The 16,397-nt window shown below is 38.9% G+C and carries 15 protein-coding genes and 1 riboswitch; of the genes, 9 read left to right on the top strand and 6 right to left on the bottom strand.

Features of this window, described 5'->3' with window-relative positions; translation table 11 throughout:
- Positions 1–369: 369 nt before the first annotated feature.
- The 4 genes from MKX55_RS06800 to guaA all read left to right on the top strand — a co-directional run bounded on the left by MKX55_RS06800 (position 370) and on the right by guaA (position 6,695).
- Complete coding sequence (locus tag MKX55_RS06800) at positions 370–1,338, top strand: MoxR family ATPase (RefSeq protein ID WP_339238443.1); 969 nt, start codon at positions 370–372, stop codon at positions 1,336–1,338.
- Complete coding sequence (locus MKX55_RS06805) at positions 1,335–2,603, top strand: DUF58 domain-containing protein (RefSeq protein WP_339237076.1); 1,269 nt, start codon at positions 1,335–1,337, stop codon at positions 2,601–2,603. The genes MKX55_RS06800 and MKX55_RS06805 overlap by 4 nt, the downstream gene beginning before the upstream one ends.
- Entirely contained in the window at positions 2,600–4,801 is a 2,202-nt protein-coding gene (locus MKX55_RS06810) for a transglutaminaseTgpA domain-containing protein (RefSeq protein ID WP_339237078.1), read from the top strand. The genes MKX55_RS06805 and MKX55_RS06810 overlap by 4 nt, the downstream gene beginning before the upstream one ends.
- An 82-nt stretch (positions 4,802–4,883) precedes the next feature.
- A riboswitch (purine riboswitch) is annotated at positions 4,884–4,985 on the top strand.
- Between the two features lie 174 nt (positions 4,986–5,159).
- Positions 5,160–6,695: a glutamine-hydrolyzing GMP synthase gene (gene guaA, locus MKX55_RS06815; protein ID WP_042536056.1), complete on the top strand. Its 1,536-nt coding sequence runs from the start codon at positions 5,160–5,162 to the stop codon at positions 6,693–6,695.
- 222 nt (positions 6,696–6,917) lie between these two features.
- Here guaA and MKX55_RS06820 read toward each other — a convergent pair whose 3' ends face one another.
- The 3 genes from MKX55_RS06820 to MKX55_RS06830 form a co-directional block, all read right to left on the bottom strand.
- Entirely contained in the window at positions 6,918–7,316 is a 399-nt protein-coding gene (locus tag MKX55_RS06820) for a hypothetical protein (protein ID WP_339237081.1), read from the bottom strand.
- A gap of 183 nt (positions 7,317–7,499) precedes the next feature.
- Positions 7,500–7,883: a DUF4183 domain-containing protein gene (locus MKX55_RS06825; protein ID WP_042536064.1), complete on the bottom strand. Its 384-nt coding sequence runs from the start codon at positions 7,881–7,883 to the stop codon at positions 7,500–7,502.
- Positions 7,884–8,028: 145 nt separating this feature from the next.
- The gene (locus tag MKX55_RS06830; protein ID WP_339237083.1) at positions 8,029–8,487 is read right to left on the bottom strand and encodes a DUF4183 domain-containing protein; all 459 of its coding nucleotides are present in this window, start codon (positions 8,485–8,487) and stop codon (positions 8,029–8,031) included.
- 392 nt (positions 8,488–8,879) lie between these two features.
- Between MKX55_RS06830 and MKX55_RS06835 the strand changes: the two genes are divergently transcribed.
- Entirely contained in the window at positions 8,880–9,077 is a 198-nt protein-coding gene (locus tag MKX55_RS06835) for a cold-shock protein (RefSeq protein ID WP_042532689.1), read from the top strand.
- Positions 9,078–9,378: 301 nt separating this feature from the next.
- On the opposite strand, the gene MKX55_RS06840 is transcribed toward MKX55_RS06835, so the two are convergent.
- Positions 9,379–10,485, bottom strand: coding sequence for a DNA alkylation repair protein (locus MKX55_RS06840; RefSeq protein ID WP_339237085.1), 1,107 nt, complete (start codon positions 10,483–10,485; stop codon positions 9,379–9,381).
- Between the two features lie 801 nt (positions 10,486–11,286).
- Between MKX55_RS06840 and MKX55_RS06845 the strand changes: the two genes are divergently transcribed.
- The 4 genes from MKX55_RS06845 to MKX55_RS06860 all read left to right on the top strand — a co-directional run bounded on the left by MKX55_RS06845 (position 11,287) and on the right by MKX55_RS06860 (position 14,245).
- Entirely contained in the window at positions 11,287–11,913 is a 627-nt protein-coding gene (locus tag MKX55_RS06845; protein WP_339237087.1) for a hypothetical protein, read from the top strand.
- Between the two features lie 269 nt (positions 11,914–12,182).
- The gene (locus tag MKX55_RS06850) at positions 12,183–13,007 is read left to right on the top strand and encodes a thioesterase family protein (protein ID WP_339237089.1); all 825 of its coding nucleotides are present in this window, start codon (positions 12,183–12,185) and stop codon (positions 13,005–13,007) included.
- A 125-nt stretch (positions 13,008–13,132) separates the two neighbouring features.
- Entirely contained in the window at positions 13,133–13,384 is a 252-nt protein-coding gene (locus MKX55_RS06855; RefSeq protein WP_339237091.1) for a type II toxin-antitoxin system Phd/YefM family antitoxin, read from the top strand.
- A gap of 99 nt (positions 13,385–13,483) precedes the next feature.
- Positions 13,484–14,245: a Fic family protein gene (locus MKX55_RS06860; RefSeq protein ID WP_339237093.1), complete on the top strand. Its 762-nt coding sequence runs from the start codon at positions 13,484–13,486 to the stop codon at positions 14,243–14,245.
- Between the two features lie 217 nt (positions 14,246–14,462).
- Here MKX55_RS06860 and MKX55_RS06865 read toward each other — a convergent pair whose 3' ends face one another.
- Both MKX55_RS06865 and MKX55_RS06870 read right to left on the bottom strand, forming a co-directional pair.
- On the bottom strand, positions 14,463–15,047 hold the full coding sequence (locus tag MKX55_RS06865) for an N-acetylmuramoyl-L-alanine amidase (RefSeq protein WP_339237094.1): 585 nt from the start codon (positions 15,045–15,047) through the stop codon (positions 14,463–14,465).
- Between the two features lie 743 nt (positions 15,048–15,790).
- Complete coding sequence (locus tag MKX55_RS06870) at positions 15,791–16,204, bottom strand: MerR family transcriptional regulator (protein WP_339238445.1); 414 nt, start codon at positions 16,202–16,204, stop codon at positions 15,791–15,793.
- Between the last annotated feature and the right edge of the window lie 193 nt (positions 16,205–16,397).

The following is a 16,397-nucleotide window of genomic DNA, read 5'->3' on the forward strand; positions in this document are numbered from 1 at the left end:
GTAATTCGTTGACATAAAGTTCACTCTATAATATAAGGTGAACTTATTAAGTGAAATTTCATTCAGTGGTCTTTTCCTCCTCAACTGAAAGATTCTTATAAAAATGAGATTAAACTATCTAAGTTGAAATAGTTAATCTATCTTTATTACTTAACAAAAGTTAATTGTTTTCCGTAGCGATTGCTAGAAAGGAAAACTAGAATTTCAATTTATATAGAGAAAAATGCATTAACAACCAGCCAATGAATATTCATTCTATCGTTTGTCCATAATAAGAGATAACTAAATCTTTGGAATGCATTTCGTTTCAATATGCTTCCTAATATAGTAACATGAAAGGCAGAAAGGTTCAGGAAGATAAGGAGGGTGATGATGGAACAGGAAAAGCTAACAGAAAACATACAGATTCAAGATGTGTTAAATAATATCAATAACGTTATTTTTGGTAAAGAAGAAATTGTAAAATTGAGTTTAGTAGCCTTATTAACAGAAGGTCACGTCTTACTGGAGGATGTGCCCGGAGTAGGGAAAACAATGCTGGTCCGCACATTAGCAAAATCAGTCAATTGTAATTTTAGCCGGATTCAATTCACACCAGACCTGCTGCCGTCGGATGTGACAGGGGTATCTATTTATAATCCCAAAGAACTAGAATTTGAGTTTCGTGAAGGACCGGTCTTTGGAAATATTCTTCTAGCAGATGAAATTAACCGGACGTCTCCAAAGACGCAATCCGCCTTACTGGAAGCGATGGAAGAGAAAAGTGTCACCGTGGACGGAGAGACGCGACAGTTAAAACGTCCTTTCTTTGTAATGGCCACACAAAATCCGGTTGAATATGAAGGAACCTATCCGCTGCCAGAGGCGCAGCTCGATCGTTTCCTATTAAAATTGCGTATGGGCTATCCAACCTATGAGGATGAATTAGAAATGCTTGCGAGAAATCAAAGTCATCACCCCATTGAAGAAATCCAGGCAGTTATGTCGCAGGAGGAATTAGTGCTGGCGCAGGAAGAAGCCAAAAGTGTTTATATAGACGAAACCATCCAGCAATATATCTTAAATATTGTCACTCGGACGAGATCACACCATTCGATTTATTTAGGCGTGAGTCCAAGGGGTTCACTTGCTTTAATGGAAGCCTCCAAAGCGTATGCCTATATCGAAGGAAGAGATTATGTCATCCCGGATGATGTGAAGTATCTCGCTTCTTATGTGTTAGCTCACCGGGTAATGCTGAAAGCAGAAGCGCGATATCAAGGCAAATCAAGCGAGGAAGTTGTTGATGCTATTATTCAATCTGCTCATATCCCGATTAAGAAAGGCTTCGCAGAATGAAGGAGAATCTCCGAATCATTCTTCGCAGTCTCGGCGTTTTGGCACTCATTGTTATTCTCTTCTGCTATGCCATGTTTCAGGGCGGGTTTGTCAGCTGGTTTTTATTTTATGGCTACCTGCCAATCGGCATCTACCAGCTTCTCTTTGCCAGCTATCCGCTGCGTACCTGGCAGATTTACCGGGAAATCGAGAATCCGGTATGTCAGGCGGGGGATGAAATAACTGTGAAGGTGCATTTAAGGCGGAAGCTTCCTTTTCCTTTATTATATTGTACGTTTGAAGAAAAATTTCCCCAGTCTTTAATGAAGGAAGATACGAAGAAGGCGAAATACCTTTCTTCTCAGGCTTCAGGACAAATGACAGTTTCCCGCAGACTGATACGTATGTTATTTCCTCTATTCCGCAGACATTTTACATTCAGTTATTCGATACAATCCCTGCCGCGTGGAGAGCATGTACTGGATAAAGTAACAATCCAAACAGGTGACATATTTGGTTTTATTAAGAAAAGCCGCGATTTTCAGGTGGAAAATACATTCGCTGTCTATCCCTATGAGCATGAGCTTCGTTTAGTGAGTGATATGGCAAGCTATGAGCAGGGCGGAGTAATGTCCAATCAATTACAGCATATGAATACGACTGTTGCTTCCGGAGCCAGAGAATATGCTCCAGGAGACCGTTTCGCATGGATTGACTGGAAACAGACAGCAAGAAAACAAACGATGATGACTAAGGAATTTGACCGAGAGAAAAGCATGGATATCTTGCTGGTTCATGATAATTTTATGAACGGGAAGAAAAATCAGCTCATCTATGAAGCAACGATTGAAATAAGTTTATCTCTTATAGCAAAAATAGCAAAGAAAGATTATCAGACAAGCTTTCTTTCCATTGGAGAGCGGCCGCATTTGTTTGAGCTGGATCAGAGCGAGCATCAAATGGAGCGGATGAAGCATTATCTTCTGACAGCAAATCAGGAGAAGGAGGGCTCTTTTTCCCCCCGGTTCCGTGAAGAAATGGCTCATTTTAATCAAGCAGATATTATCTTTCTGATTGTAACATCCATTGATCCCCAATTCGTACAGGCCGTCCAAGAAGCCAGACAGCGTATGAAGCATTTATCGATTATTTATATCTATCCAGAGAAAGTCCTGCCGGAAGCGGAGAAGCACCTGCTGGAGCCGTTGCGATTTTCCGGGATAGCCGTCCAGGAATTAAGTATGGACCAGCTTGCAGCGGATCCGGTTGAGGTGATTTTTAAATGATAAAGACCCAAAAACAAGTAAAAACGCTGCACACGCTGTTATTGTATATTGCAGGATTTTGCCTATTCTTAGAATGGCTCTATCCGCTTGGGGATATTTCGGAAACAAGCATCGGTGTTTTTGTGTTATTTGCGCTGTACTGCTTTTTTATCTCTTATTTTCAGCTGCATTGGCTGATTAGTATCCCTGTAAAAGGACTGGGATTGCTTTTTATCATCCATATGCTTTACTTCGAGACCAGCTTTTTAGACCTGAATTGGGCAGGAGAGGTTCTCCAGGAAGTCATGTATAATTTGGAGCTGATGATTTCCGGTAATTGGTATATGCTTACCACCTTTTTCAGAAGCCTCTTATTTTTGCTGCTTATTTGGCTGATGAGCTACCTGCTTTATTACTGGTTTGTGAGAATGAAAAATATTATTTTATTTATTCTGCTGACCTTTGTCTATATTGGCATTCTGGATACATTTACGGTATATGAAGGCGCTGCGGCGATTGTCCGTATTTTTATTATTTCCTTTATTGCGCTCGGAATGTCCAGTTTAAGCAAGGAGATTGAAAATAAACGAATTCCTATTTCTGTCAGCGAACGATTAAAATATTGGCTGCTGCCGCTTATATTCGTCGTAGCAGTGGTAAGTATCATCGGATACCAAGCCCCGAAGGCAGAGCCGCAATGGCCGGATCCGCTCCCCTTCCTGCAGGGTGCTGCTGATAACATTGGAGACAGCGGTCTCGGAACAGGACGAGTAGGGTATGGAGAAGATGATTCCCAGCTTGGCGGTTCCTTTGTCCAGGATGATACAGTCCTTTTCGAAGCGACCGTAGAAGAGGACCATTATTGGCGAATCGAAACAAAGGATGTCTATACAGGAAAGGGTTGGGAAACCTCTCAAGATCGAAATCTTCTGAATCAGACAGGCGGACAGATTACTTTATCCACCTTCGAGGACAGTGTCGAGACAGAAACGTTAGAGGCACAGGTTGCTTTTACGGGAGGTAACCGGCTGCCAAAGGTCATCTATCCTTATGGTGTCTCCTCTATTAGAACAGAGGAGCAGGTTGATTTTCACCTCGATGAAAGTATGGAGGGAATCGAAACAACACGGGATGAAGAGGACAGCACGCTGGAAGCTTATGAAATAAACTATGAGAATCCATCCTTTGATATCGAAGCACTGCAGAATAACTCCGAACAGGATCCTGAAGAAATTCAAGACCGTTACACCCAGCTGCCGGAAAACCTTCCAGAAAGAGTGGGAGATTTAGCCGCAGAAATAACAGAAAATCATGAAACAAGATACGATAAAGCACGCGCAATCGAGCGTTATTTCAGTGCAAATGGCTTTGAATACCAGACCACCGATATTCCGAGGCCGAGAGAAGAAGAGGACTATGTCGACCAATTTTTATTTGAGACACAGATTGGCTATTGCGATAACTTCTCCACTGCCATGGTTGTAATGCTCCGGTCAGAAGGGATTCCAGCTAGATGGGCGAAAGGCTTCACAAGCGGAGAACGAATCGATTCCAATGCTGAAGAACAAACGCATGTGAATGAAGTTGCCAACAGCAATGCCCATTCCTGGGTAGAGGTCTATTTTCCAGAGGTGGGCTGGGTGCCATTTGAACCGACACAGGGCTTCACCAATATGGCTGACTTCGAAGCGGATGTAGAGGAAAATGATTCTCCTATGCCAGAGGAAGAAGAACCGCTTGAAGCACCAGAATTAGACCAGGAAGAAGGCGCAGAAGAGGAAGAAGAGACAGATGAAGCAGAAGATCAGGAAGAAGATACAGCTGCTTCCGATGAAGAAACAGGGATTTCTGCACTAACAGGTTATATCCTTATTGGAATAGCGATTGTTCTGTTGCTGCTGCTACTTGCCCTTTATATAAAACGTAGAGAGATACGGATTTATTTCTTACAAAGAAAACTGGAAAACCATTTTGATGAGACAGCATTCCAGGAAGCCTATCTCTACCTGTTAAAGCTTACAGGTAAAAAAGGTTTCAAACGAGGAAGTGACGAAACCTTAAGGGAGTTTGCCCGAAGAGTGGATGAGCATCTTTCTGCCGTAGAAATGAGCAAGCTGACAAGAATCTACGAGCGGATGATTTACAGTAAACGGCTCACAGGTGAAAAAGAGGAAATAATTCAATTATGGAAAAATTTAATCAATCAAATAATGGCTTGACCCGGGGCGTATCAATTAGTAGAATGAAAAAGGAAATACTGTGGGAGACGTTGTAAGAATATGTCTTCCCATAATGAAAAATTATCGTTTGACATATGCCTTTCGTATATCCTCGAAAATAAGGTTCGAAAGTTTCTACCGAGTCACCGTAAATGACTCGACTATGAAGGCAGAAGAAGGTTTGCTTATGCTGCCCGGATTCTGCCTTTCTATGATTTTTTGTGTGCGTGAGCTGCAGGAAGTAGAAAGGTGGAAGCCGGGCTTTTTAATAGGTGAGACAAAGGATTTCGAATACAGGGTAAAGGAACGTATAGTTTACAAGCTATTTTCTATAAAAGATACAGATTGGAGTCTAGTTATGGAGAACAATGAATTAGTACTGGTTTTAGATTTTGGCAGTCAATATAACCAATTAATCACACGCCGTATTCGTGAATTTGGCGTATATAGTGAGCTTCATTCACATAAACTGACCGCTGCAGAAATCAAAGAAATGAATCCAAAAGGAATCATTCTTTCCGGCGGACCGCACAGTGTTTATGGCGAAGACAGCTTCCGTTGTGATGAGGAAATCTTTGAATTAGGAATTCCTGTCCTCGGTATTTGCTACGGCATGCAATTAATGTCCCTGCATTTTGGCGGAAAAGTAGAAGCATCCAAAAACCGCGAATACGGAAAAGCATTAATCGAATTAAATGAAAGCCCGGCTCTATTTAAAGATACACCGACAAAACAAACGGTGTGGATGAGTCACGGCGATAAAGTAACTGCAGCACCACCTTCTTTCATCGTTGATGCAACAAGTCCATCTACACCAGTTGCTGCTATCAGCGATATTGATAAGCAAATGTATGGGGTACAATTCCATCCCGAAGTACGTCATTCCGAGTATGGAAATGATTTATTAAACAGCTTTGTCTTCGATGTGTGTAAATGTACAGGAGACTGGACGATTGCAAACTTTATCGAAATGGAAACAGAAAAGATCAAGGAAACTGTCGGCGACCGCAACGTACTTTGCGCATTAAGCGGCGGGGTAGACTCCTCTGTTGTTGCTGCTTTAATTCATAAGGCCATCGGCGACCAGCTGACTTGTATCTTTGTTGATCACGGTCTCCTTCGTAAAAATGAAGCAGACGACGTGATGGAAGTATTTGCAGAAGACTTCCAGATGAATATTATCAAAGTAGATGCAAAAGACCGCTTCTTATCTAAATTAGCAGGCGTTTCCGATCCAGAACAAAAACGTAAAATCATCGGAAATGAATTCATCTATGTATTTGACGACGAAGCAGCAAAATTAAAGGATATTGATTTCTTAGCGCAAGGAACGCTCTACACTGACGTGATTGAAAGTGGAACAGAAACAGCTCAAACCATCAAATCACATCATAACGTAGGCGGTCTGCCGGAAGATATGCAATTTGAATTAATTGAGCCATTAAATACATTATTCAAAGATGAAGTGCGTGAATTAGGTTCGCAATTAGGAATCCCTGACCGTATCGTTTGGCGTCAACCATTCCCAGGACCAGGACTTGCTATCCGTATCCTAGGTGAAGTAACGGAAGAACACTTAGAAATCGTTCGTGAATCCGATGCAATCCTTCGTGAAGAAATTGCAAAAGCAGGTCTTGACCGCGATATCTGGCAATACTTCACTGTCCTTCCAAACATCAAGAGTGTTGGTGTCATGGGAGATGCTCGTACGTATGCACATACGATTGGTATTCGTGCGGTAACTTCGATTGATGGAATGACTTCGGATTGGGCGCGGATTCCTTGGGATGTGCTTGAGAAGATTTCGACGCGTTTGGTGAATGATGTGGATAATATTAATAGAGTAGTGTATGATGTTACCTCTAAGCCGCCGGCTACGATCGAGTGGGAGTAGTTGTAGGTGAGTCGAAACCCTTTGATGACCAGGGTTTCGGCTCTTTACTTTATTTTCATTGACACGAATATATTTGCAATTTAGGTATATGATAAAAGCGCATCATCATGTATATGCTATTTTGTTTGGGGAGAATATGTTAAATATTGTGGTTTGGACAATCATTATTGGTACTCCAACAAGTACATTTATTGATACTTTTCCATTAGTAGAAGGCCTATCCTAATTATTAAAACTACCCAAAATCATAAAGTCCACAACAATCCCACTCACTGGATTTTCCGAACCCAATACACTTATGCCTAGAACGGTTACACCACTAATATTTGTAACATTGGCCGAAACATATTTTCCAGTAATGTTCTTCTCACGCATTTGCACTCTTGGTCTTGCATTTATCGTAGCATTTGTTGAATATACGCTTGATACCGCATAATCAATCGTATCTAATAATGGGTTTCCATTTGCTAATCCATTGTCTGTGAAATAAAGTGTAGCTATCCCATTTGCATTTGACGTAGCCTGTCCATAGACCATTCGTTTTGCTTTTTGCGGGTTTTGCTCTCCTGCCTCATATATTTGAATAGCTGTCGGACCCAATGTAAAGAATTCAATACTCATAACTAATCCCCCTCCTATTCTTTAATAGAAATGAAAAGCATGACAATATAATGTTATTCAAACTTCCAAAAAAGTGAGGTCATGTAAATAGACTTTTTCTTATATGAGGCGTTTATGGTGACAATAGATAAATTTCTTTGTGCCCTGCCAGTATCTGGCGGGCACAAAGGGAGTACTTTTATCCTAGGTGTCAAATGTCCCAGAGGATGTTGCTGCGAAATTAACGACTTGCAGGATAACGGTTTGGTTTGCTGGAATGGACCCTCCGCCAGCAGGAACAGCAATGTCTAATGAGCCAGTCCCTGTAGCACCTGGTGTATATGTTGATATGCCTTGCATTTGCTCAACACCGTTAATTTCCACAGTGAAATAACTATTATCTTCTGCAAGTTCTGGAAGTGTCGTTACCGCTTCACCATCATCCCCCAGGAAACTTGCAGCATCAATAGATAAGGTACTTCCTGCTGCTGTATCTTCTGTTGTGATGTAAAAGAATTTTGCGGACTCAGGATTAACATCTGTGTCAATTGTACCGCTAATAGCGATTTTCATTAATTGAAGTGCCATATTCATTTTCACCTCCATTTTATATCAACCACATTTTATTCTATGAAGAGGAGTTGGAAATGCTTGGTCAGACGAATTAATTCGTATTGAAAGTTAACAAAATGCCCCATTAAAAAAGGCATATTTATTACATAGCAAGGTAATATTATCCTTTAACCGTGACAAACAGAAGCGTAATTGGGGCATCCTTTGGAGGGAGGTCACTGGATTCTAAGTGAAGAATACCTTCCTCGACAGTGTAAATGGACGGGGGCTGCAATACGCCATTGACAAATAAATTTAGAGTGGAAACATTGTCCGGATCAAGTATATCACTGCTTCCATATTGCTTTAATGCATCTTTATTCGTATAAACCTTTTTCCCTTCTTCGGCAAGGGTAAGGTATTGAACAGTCTCCACTCCTATGGGGGTTGGTGTATATTCAGGGGATATATTGACTGTAATGGATGGATTAAATATAGGATTAAATGTATTTGTATTGGATGTGCTATTTTTATTTCCCTCATGAATCTTTTTGCGCTCTTTATGGCAATGATGGCAGTGGCAATTTGGACAAGAATCCCTGCCACGCTGCTTTCTACTATGATAATAGCTTTTATTCAACGGTATTTCACCCCCTCCTACATGAAATTTTGATCTGCTTTTCTGTATCTTATTTAAAAAGAAGGTGATTTGACTGTGCAGCTGGCTGTATTTGGCAAGTAAAAAATGTATGTCCCTTGCAGTCCCGAATTATTGCAGTATGAATGATTCCTTGTAACGAAAATTTTCACCGTTGAAAAGCATTATATTGAACAAGAAGACCGTCTTTCAAATATATAGAAAGAAGGGTATCTTTTTTGAATGGCATGTGTTATACTACAAATAACTTAATTGTTCGTGCTAGCAATACAGGATTTATGTCATAACTTCACAATTTATATCATCGTCTTGAATTATTATCAGAACAACCAAAGTAATAAATGTGTGCATTATGCACAATGGAGGAATTTCATATGAACACAGGTTCAGTAAAATGGTTTAACGCAGACAAAGGTTTTGGATTTATCGAAGTTGAAGGTGGAGACGATGTATTCGTACACTTCTCAGCAATTCAAGGCGAAGGTTTCAAAACATTAGAAGAAGGTCAAGCAGTTACTTTCGACATCGAAGAAGGTAATCGTGGACCACAAGCAACTAACGTTGTAAAATAATAATTTATAATTGATAAAGAGCTCTTCTGTCACAGAAGGGCTCTTTATTTTGGCTCAAAAATATATGTTGGGGTAGGAGAAGAATTCAAACAATAAAATTTTTTTGCAGTCCGCATGATATCAACGGTAGTGCACTATATTGTATTGTCGAGATATTGAATGATAATAAAGGGCTATAAATCTTTGCTTTACAAGGATTTATAGCCTTTTATTATATTTTTATCAAAAATAGTGAAGTAACATGAATAGAAGTACTAGATATTGAAAATGATAGAGCCGCTAAATGGAATCCAAGGTTAGACTATTTATTAGCAGCTAACACTTCAAAATCCAGCGTACCCTGCTCGACGCCGTTTACAATAAGCGTAACCGAATGGATGCCTGTATAATGCTTCCTTGTACTTAAATTTGCAAAAGAATGTTTTTTTGTGTAAGTCTTCGTTTCGTTTTTCTTTAAAGAAAGCTCGGATATTTGGAATATTTTACGGTTTCGCTTTCCGTTTGCTTTTACATAATCAATGCCATATTCCAGCCGAACCTTGGTTGCTTTTTTTGCCTCAATCTTAAAAGAAAAGACCATATTCCCGCCAATGGAAATAGACGTAGCGCCTAGAGCAAAGGCGTCAATATTCACGTAATCTGCATCTGCAAAACCAAAGATGGCCAATACATCCCTGTTGGCCTTTTTAAGAAGTGTCCTGCACCCGTGCTTTACAATCCAATCCGTATGCTCGTTTTGACCGTACCAATCCTTGGCAATTTCTGCAACCAGGTCAGGATGTGTTTTGGAAATATCGTTTAGGTTATTGGCCACGCTTTTACGAACATACAGTGATGGGTCAGCTTTAAGCTGTTCTAAAATACCAAGAACTGGCGATGGGTCTTTTTTGAAACTGGCTAATGCTTGTCCCCATGGCAGTTGAGGACGGCAGCCTTCACTGGCAAGCCGCCGGACATGCTCATTGTCATGCTTTGCCCAGGCAGCCATCTGGGACATCATACGCTCTTCATAGTTTATGATAAATGGTCTCACGGCGAACTCAGAAGAGGAGGACGAGGTATATTTTTCTAAAGCAGCAATTGACAGATCCCAATGGCGTTCATCCTGCCCATAGACTTCAACAAAATCTGGTAAATACATTAAAGTAAAGTCGTTAAATCCTGCAGGATAACCCGCAATGACCTCATCAAGGATACCAAGCGCCTGTTCATAATCGGCTGGTAAATACTTTCCTAATCTTATAGCAATTTGCCGCATACGTGCTTTCAATCCTAACTCATTCCATCTTTCGTCCATAATGTCGTTGACAAAATCATCAACTTGAAACGGATGATATACAGATCGAATACTTAAAGCCAGCTCGTGAACGGACTCGTAATTATACTTGTTTTTTAGTAATTCTGCCATATGTTTCTCCTTCTCAAATGGTGTGTAGCTGAGAGTACTCCGCAATTAACGAGATAGCAAAGGGATAAATGCCTCTATAGGCAAGCTGATTTAATCTCTTTCACATGCTAATATGTGGCTATTATAGCTTAATATTTTATAAAAGCATAGATACAACCTCATGCCTGAGGCGAATTCCTTTATAAATTTAAGTTCTATAAATGCAAGTCCTATTTTGGGTTCTTTTTTTCAAAAAAGTATATCAAAAAACCACTAGCAAAAATACCCAAAACTGCTATCCAGAAAATAAAAGACATCTAAACACCTCTCTTTTTTTATAAAATCAAACACAATTGCTTTATTGGTATAAATCAACGGACTATTTTATGTGTACAATTTATGCATGACGTTTTGCCTGCTCACTTTGATCATTTCTGAGACCATTTTTAGATCGGAGTGCAGCTAGTCAGTTTTTTTATTTAACAACATCATGATAAAAAGCGGCGATTCCTAAATATTGAACAGCATCAGACTCCTTTTAAAGGAATGTAATATATTTTTAACTATTAGTCAAAAGTATATTATATTTATTATTCATCAGCATTTAAGACAACGATGAAAAATAAGTATGTTTCAAAACTCTCTACATAGCATTTTTGTTACTTCCTTTTGCTTACGAAAGAGCAATTCTTTTGAATAAAAATGGGTGCGTAATAAACGATGAAAATCATCAAATTTTAGCTTGAAAAATGGTATAGTTATATTGAAGCTAGGATAAAGAAGGTATGATTTGTGATTTTTAATTTTTTTGGGGGAATTCAAATGGATGTAGAAAAAAAACAAATTTCGTGGGGATGGATTGTGTTTTGGTGTATTGCTTTCTGGCCAGTAGGTATCTATTTACTAGTGAGGAGGATGAACTCTGACAGGACAGCAACTTTAAAGAATAGTGGGACTGTCAGAACAACATCGCTTGTATTAATGATACTTGGGGTGTTTTCGGTGTTCAGTGCCTTTAGCAGTTATGGTACAATTGGAACCTTCTTTTATGGGATGCTGTTATTTGCTTTACCAGGAATTTTGCTCTATATAAAATCTCAGAGTATGAAGGAGGAAGGAAGAAAATTCCAAATGTATATTGCAATTGTTATTAACCAAGGGGAGAAATCCATGGAGAAAATCTCGCGTGCAGTTGGGGTAACCATACAGGAGACACGGGAAGATTTAGAAAAAATGATTGATCGTGGCTATTTCCCAAATACATATATCGATGCAGCAACTTCTGAAATTATTTTACCTGATAGAAAAGAACGGGATATGGCTGCTTATGAAGAAGAAAAGCAAAAAAACTATCGTGTTATTACATGCCAAGGCTGTGGAGCGAAGGAAAAAATTGCTGAAGGACAAACTAAAAAATGTGAATACTGCGGTTCATTATTACAGCAATAAATAGAGTAGCCGGGGAACGGAGCAGGATACCTATGAAAAGAGAGCGCTTTAAATACGAAGTTAAATAGTGAAAGAGTTCGGTATCAGTTCAAAGATATCGTTACCGGAGCCGGAGTAAAATTAAATCTTGTTGCAGAGATCCTGATTCTATTCTATTTGTGTCTGGACATTGCCTGTTTTTTAAAAGAGGAATGAAAAGTTAATAATGTAATTAATATAATAATATTTTAATTTTTGAACATTTATCTTAAAAATAGGGGAGATGTATTATGAAATGTAATGAACAAAATCATCCATTTGATACAGCCACACAGTTGACTATGGAATCTGGGATTTACTACGGTCACACATCAGAACGGTATGCCAATATGGTTGGACCGTTTGGCGGTGTCATTGCGGCTACGCTTCTTAGAGCTGTAATGGAGCATCCGGAGCGAAAAGGAGAGCCGGTTGCCCTGACTATTAACTATGCAGCTCCAGTTTCAGATGGTAATTTCAACATCAAGGCTACACCGGTTAGAACGAATCGCTCCACACAGCATTGGTTTATTGAACTCTATCAAGAAACGGATATTATTATTACGGGTACTGCCGTTCTTGCAAGTCGTCGCGACACATGGTCTGCTTCAGAGATGAAGTTTCCGGATGTACCAACTGTCAACGAAGTTAAAAATTTTCCGTTAGAAGGAATGCCCCCTTGGGTACATAACTACGATATGAAGATTGTTCAAGGGTCACCATTTTCTTTTTCACAACCAAATACAAAAGACATTTCTGATTCTGTCACACTCCAATGGATTCAGGATAAACCGCGAAGAACCATTGATTTCTTATCACTTGCGGCGATGTGCGATGCATTTTTCCCGCGTATTTACGTGCAACGCAAACAAATGGTACCCATTGGCACTGTTTCACTCACTGTTTATTTCCATATCGATTCGGAGACACTTGCAGAACACGGCAATAAAGAGTTGTTAGGCCATGCTCGTGCGTCTCAATACCGCGATGGCTTCTTTGACCAGACAGCGGAAATGTGGAGCCCAGCAGGTAAATTGCTAGCTACAACCAGCCAGCTTGTCTATTACAAAGAGTAAAGGTGCATTCTCTGCCTGGAAATGAAAGAATATGTCCGGTAAATTGCAGATTAAAGGCTGACGGAGATAATAACGTACGCTACAATTTGTAGTGTTATCAATCGTAAAAGAAAGAAGGAACTATCATGCTAAGTTTCAATCCGAAAAAAGCAAAGCAAAACCTTTACCAATTGATTAAACAAGTTAATAATAATAACACATCGATTGAAATTACATGCGAAAAAAATGATGATGGCGCTGTTCTTGTCAGTAAAAGAGATTGGAACGCTATACAGGAAACACTTTATTTGCAAAGTACTGGAGTTCTTGATCGAATGAAACATTTTGAAAATGAAGAGACAGAGGACTTGAGTGAAATTGATTGGGATAGATTATAAAGATTAAAAAGAATATAATATTGCTTTTGTGTTTTAGACGTACGATTGAAACGTGTGCTATGATGTTCTTATGAAGTGTTTTTAAGGAGGGATTACACCTTGGATCTTCTACTTAACAAATTGACACCCGATTATATAAGTGATGTTTTGGTGAGATTGGCACATCATTCGAGCGCCTTGGAAGGGAATACCATTTCATTACCTGAAACAGCTACGATTATTATCGATCAAACTTTGCCTAATAACTCTAAAATCACTAAAAGAGAGTATTTTGAAGTCTTAAATCATGAAACAGCATTTGACTATGTCATGAATAACATACAAAACAATATACCTTTATCCATTTCTGTGATTAAAGATATACATGAACAATTAACTGATCGATTGCAGCACGACAAAGGACAGTTTAAAACAGATGTTAATTATATTAAGGGTGTGGATTTTCAAACAGCGCCACCTGAAAAAGTATCTGGATTAATAGATCAATTAGTTGGAAACTTAAAATATCGAATAGAGAATGCTGATTCAGACGAAGAAAGAACAAAGGCGATATTGGAAGGGCATATTGCTTTTGAAAAAATACATCCTTTTTCTGATGGGAATGGCCGAACAGGCCGTATGATCATGAATTACGTACTAATTGAAAATGATTTGCCGCCACTTATTATAAAAAAAGAAGACCGTAACATATATACTGAAATATTACATGAAGCTCAAACGAAAGAAATTCCCAGTGAACGTGATATTGAGAAATTTTATAATTTTGCTTTACCACTTATGAAAGAAGAGCAGCAAAGGATTGAAGCTTTTTATAATCAGGAAAAACAAAGGATAAAATTAGAAGATGATGTAGAACGTTAAAATAAAAGGTTTACTAAAGCTAATAAGCATTCCAGGTTAAATATCTTGGAATGCTTTCTTTTTTCTGATGTTTTACCACGGAGAACCCGCTCGCAAAACTCCCGCCTCCAAATAAAGAGTAAGAATGAATTTATTTAGGCGGGAGATCAGGTGAGCTAACCCACTGAATGAAGCTTCGTTTTATTAAACTGATTCATTTATTAGAAAAGAACATAGTTTATTTCGCAGGCAACCCAAGCGCTTTGGCTATTCCATCTGCATGCCCTTGTGCTATTTTTTCTATAGATGCAGCACTTTTCAACTTGTCCGCATCTGCTGCATTATCGATAAACCCATTTTCCGTTAAAATGGCTGGTGCACTTGATTCACGTAAGACATGTAAATTGGCTTGTTTTTTCCCGCGATCGGTGAATCCTGTCTGTTCCACCGTTTCATTATGGATTGTATTTCTTATGGCGTTGGTTCTCTCCTTATTTTCATAGCTTCCGTTCCATGTGAAAGATTCATAGCCTGTAGAATTACCTGCGTTGATATGTATGGAAACAAAAAAGTTAGCTCCCCAATTATTTGCTTCATTAGTTCTCGCATTTAATGACTTGGTAACGTCGGACGTCCGGGAAAGCTTAATCGTGTGACCGCTATACTGCTCATTTAAAATGTCTCTGGTCCTCAATGCGATATCCAGCGTTACATCCTTTTCCTGTAATCCGTTCGCTGATGCTCCTGGGTCAGATCCGCCGTGTCCTGGATCGATATAAATGCGCGTATTTGCTGCTTCTGCTGCATGATGGGAAATAGTCATACCTGTTAGGGCAATTCCCAAAATGATAGAAACAAACAGAAACTTTTTTAAGCCTCGTTTTCCTTGTTTTGAAAAGATAATGCTACCTCCTCCTTCTATTATAGTTATTCAACCATTTTAGAATCTATTAAAAAATTTGTCGATAGGTCGATATGTTGATAGATTGACAAAGTATATTTCCATATGTTTAAAAATCTGTAAAGCGACAGGTGCTGGAAACTCCATTTGACACCTTTTATTCATTTAACATCCAAAATTTCAAAAGTATTTTTTAATCCTGACACACTAGATGTCAGGTTAGGAGGGTTATTCTTACATTAGCTGAAATGAAAGGAGTTGGATACAATGAATCATAGGATTCATTAAAATACGGATAGATACGGAAAAGTCTATTGTTTCAGCCAAGAGGGCTCCTTCCTAAAAAACTCCTAAGAATTTTAGGTGGGAGGTGAGTTTGAGGCTTTAGTACTTCTGCATTTTTAAATCACGAGTGTTGATTAACCAATAATATACATAAAAAAGACGCCCCTATGTAGAATGTTAACAAACATACAATCTACATAGGGGCGTCTTTATGACAAAGAATACTATATTCCATAACTTTTTTTAAAATAGTACAAGTATTGATTAACCAAAATTAAACAGAAACACCGCTTGAAAATATTCATATCTTTTCAAATCAATAGCCATTTCTGATTGCCAATCCACCGGGTCATTCATTTCCGGAAATGATTGAACATACATTAGTCCATAGGAATTTCAGTTTCATCTTTTTTATGAATAGCTTCCGTTCCTGCCTCCAAGGCTGTCTTGTAATACCCACGTTTATGCTTGATGACCTCCATCGTCTTGTTCATTTTTTCCAACTGTGCTTCTACCGTAGCTTCTCGTTCGATAAACATGTCATATCTTTGTTGCAATGTGGAATCTCCCTCAGAAATCCAATCAATAAATGTTTTAATTTCCTTAATAGGCATCCCTGTATCCTTTAGACATTCAATGACATTTAAAGTTTGGATATCGGATTCTTTAAACACTCTTGTCCCGCTAGCTGTACGTTCTACAAAAGGCATAAGCCCTTCTTTATCGTAGTAACGCAGGGTATATACAGTCAGATTCAATTCTTTAGCAGCCTCACTGATAGAATATGTCTTCATCATTACGCACCTTTCTTTTTTAAAATATAGACTTCGATATAACTCTAGGGTATCGTGATATATTCTGAGTGTCAAAAGCCTTAATAAACTATATGATTTAAAAAATTTTATAAAAGCGCTTGACCTCGAGTTGACTGGAAGGCTTAACATTTGTTTTGTAAGAGAAAATAACGCAGAGGTACAAGCGTATTCT

The organism is Oceanobacillus sp. FSL W7-1281 (genome assembly GCF_037969835.1).
Classification (GTDB): Bacteria; Bacillota; Bacilli; order Bacillales; family Amphibacillaceae; genus Oceanobacillus; species Oceanobacillus oncorhynchi.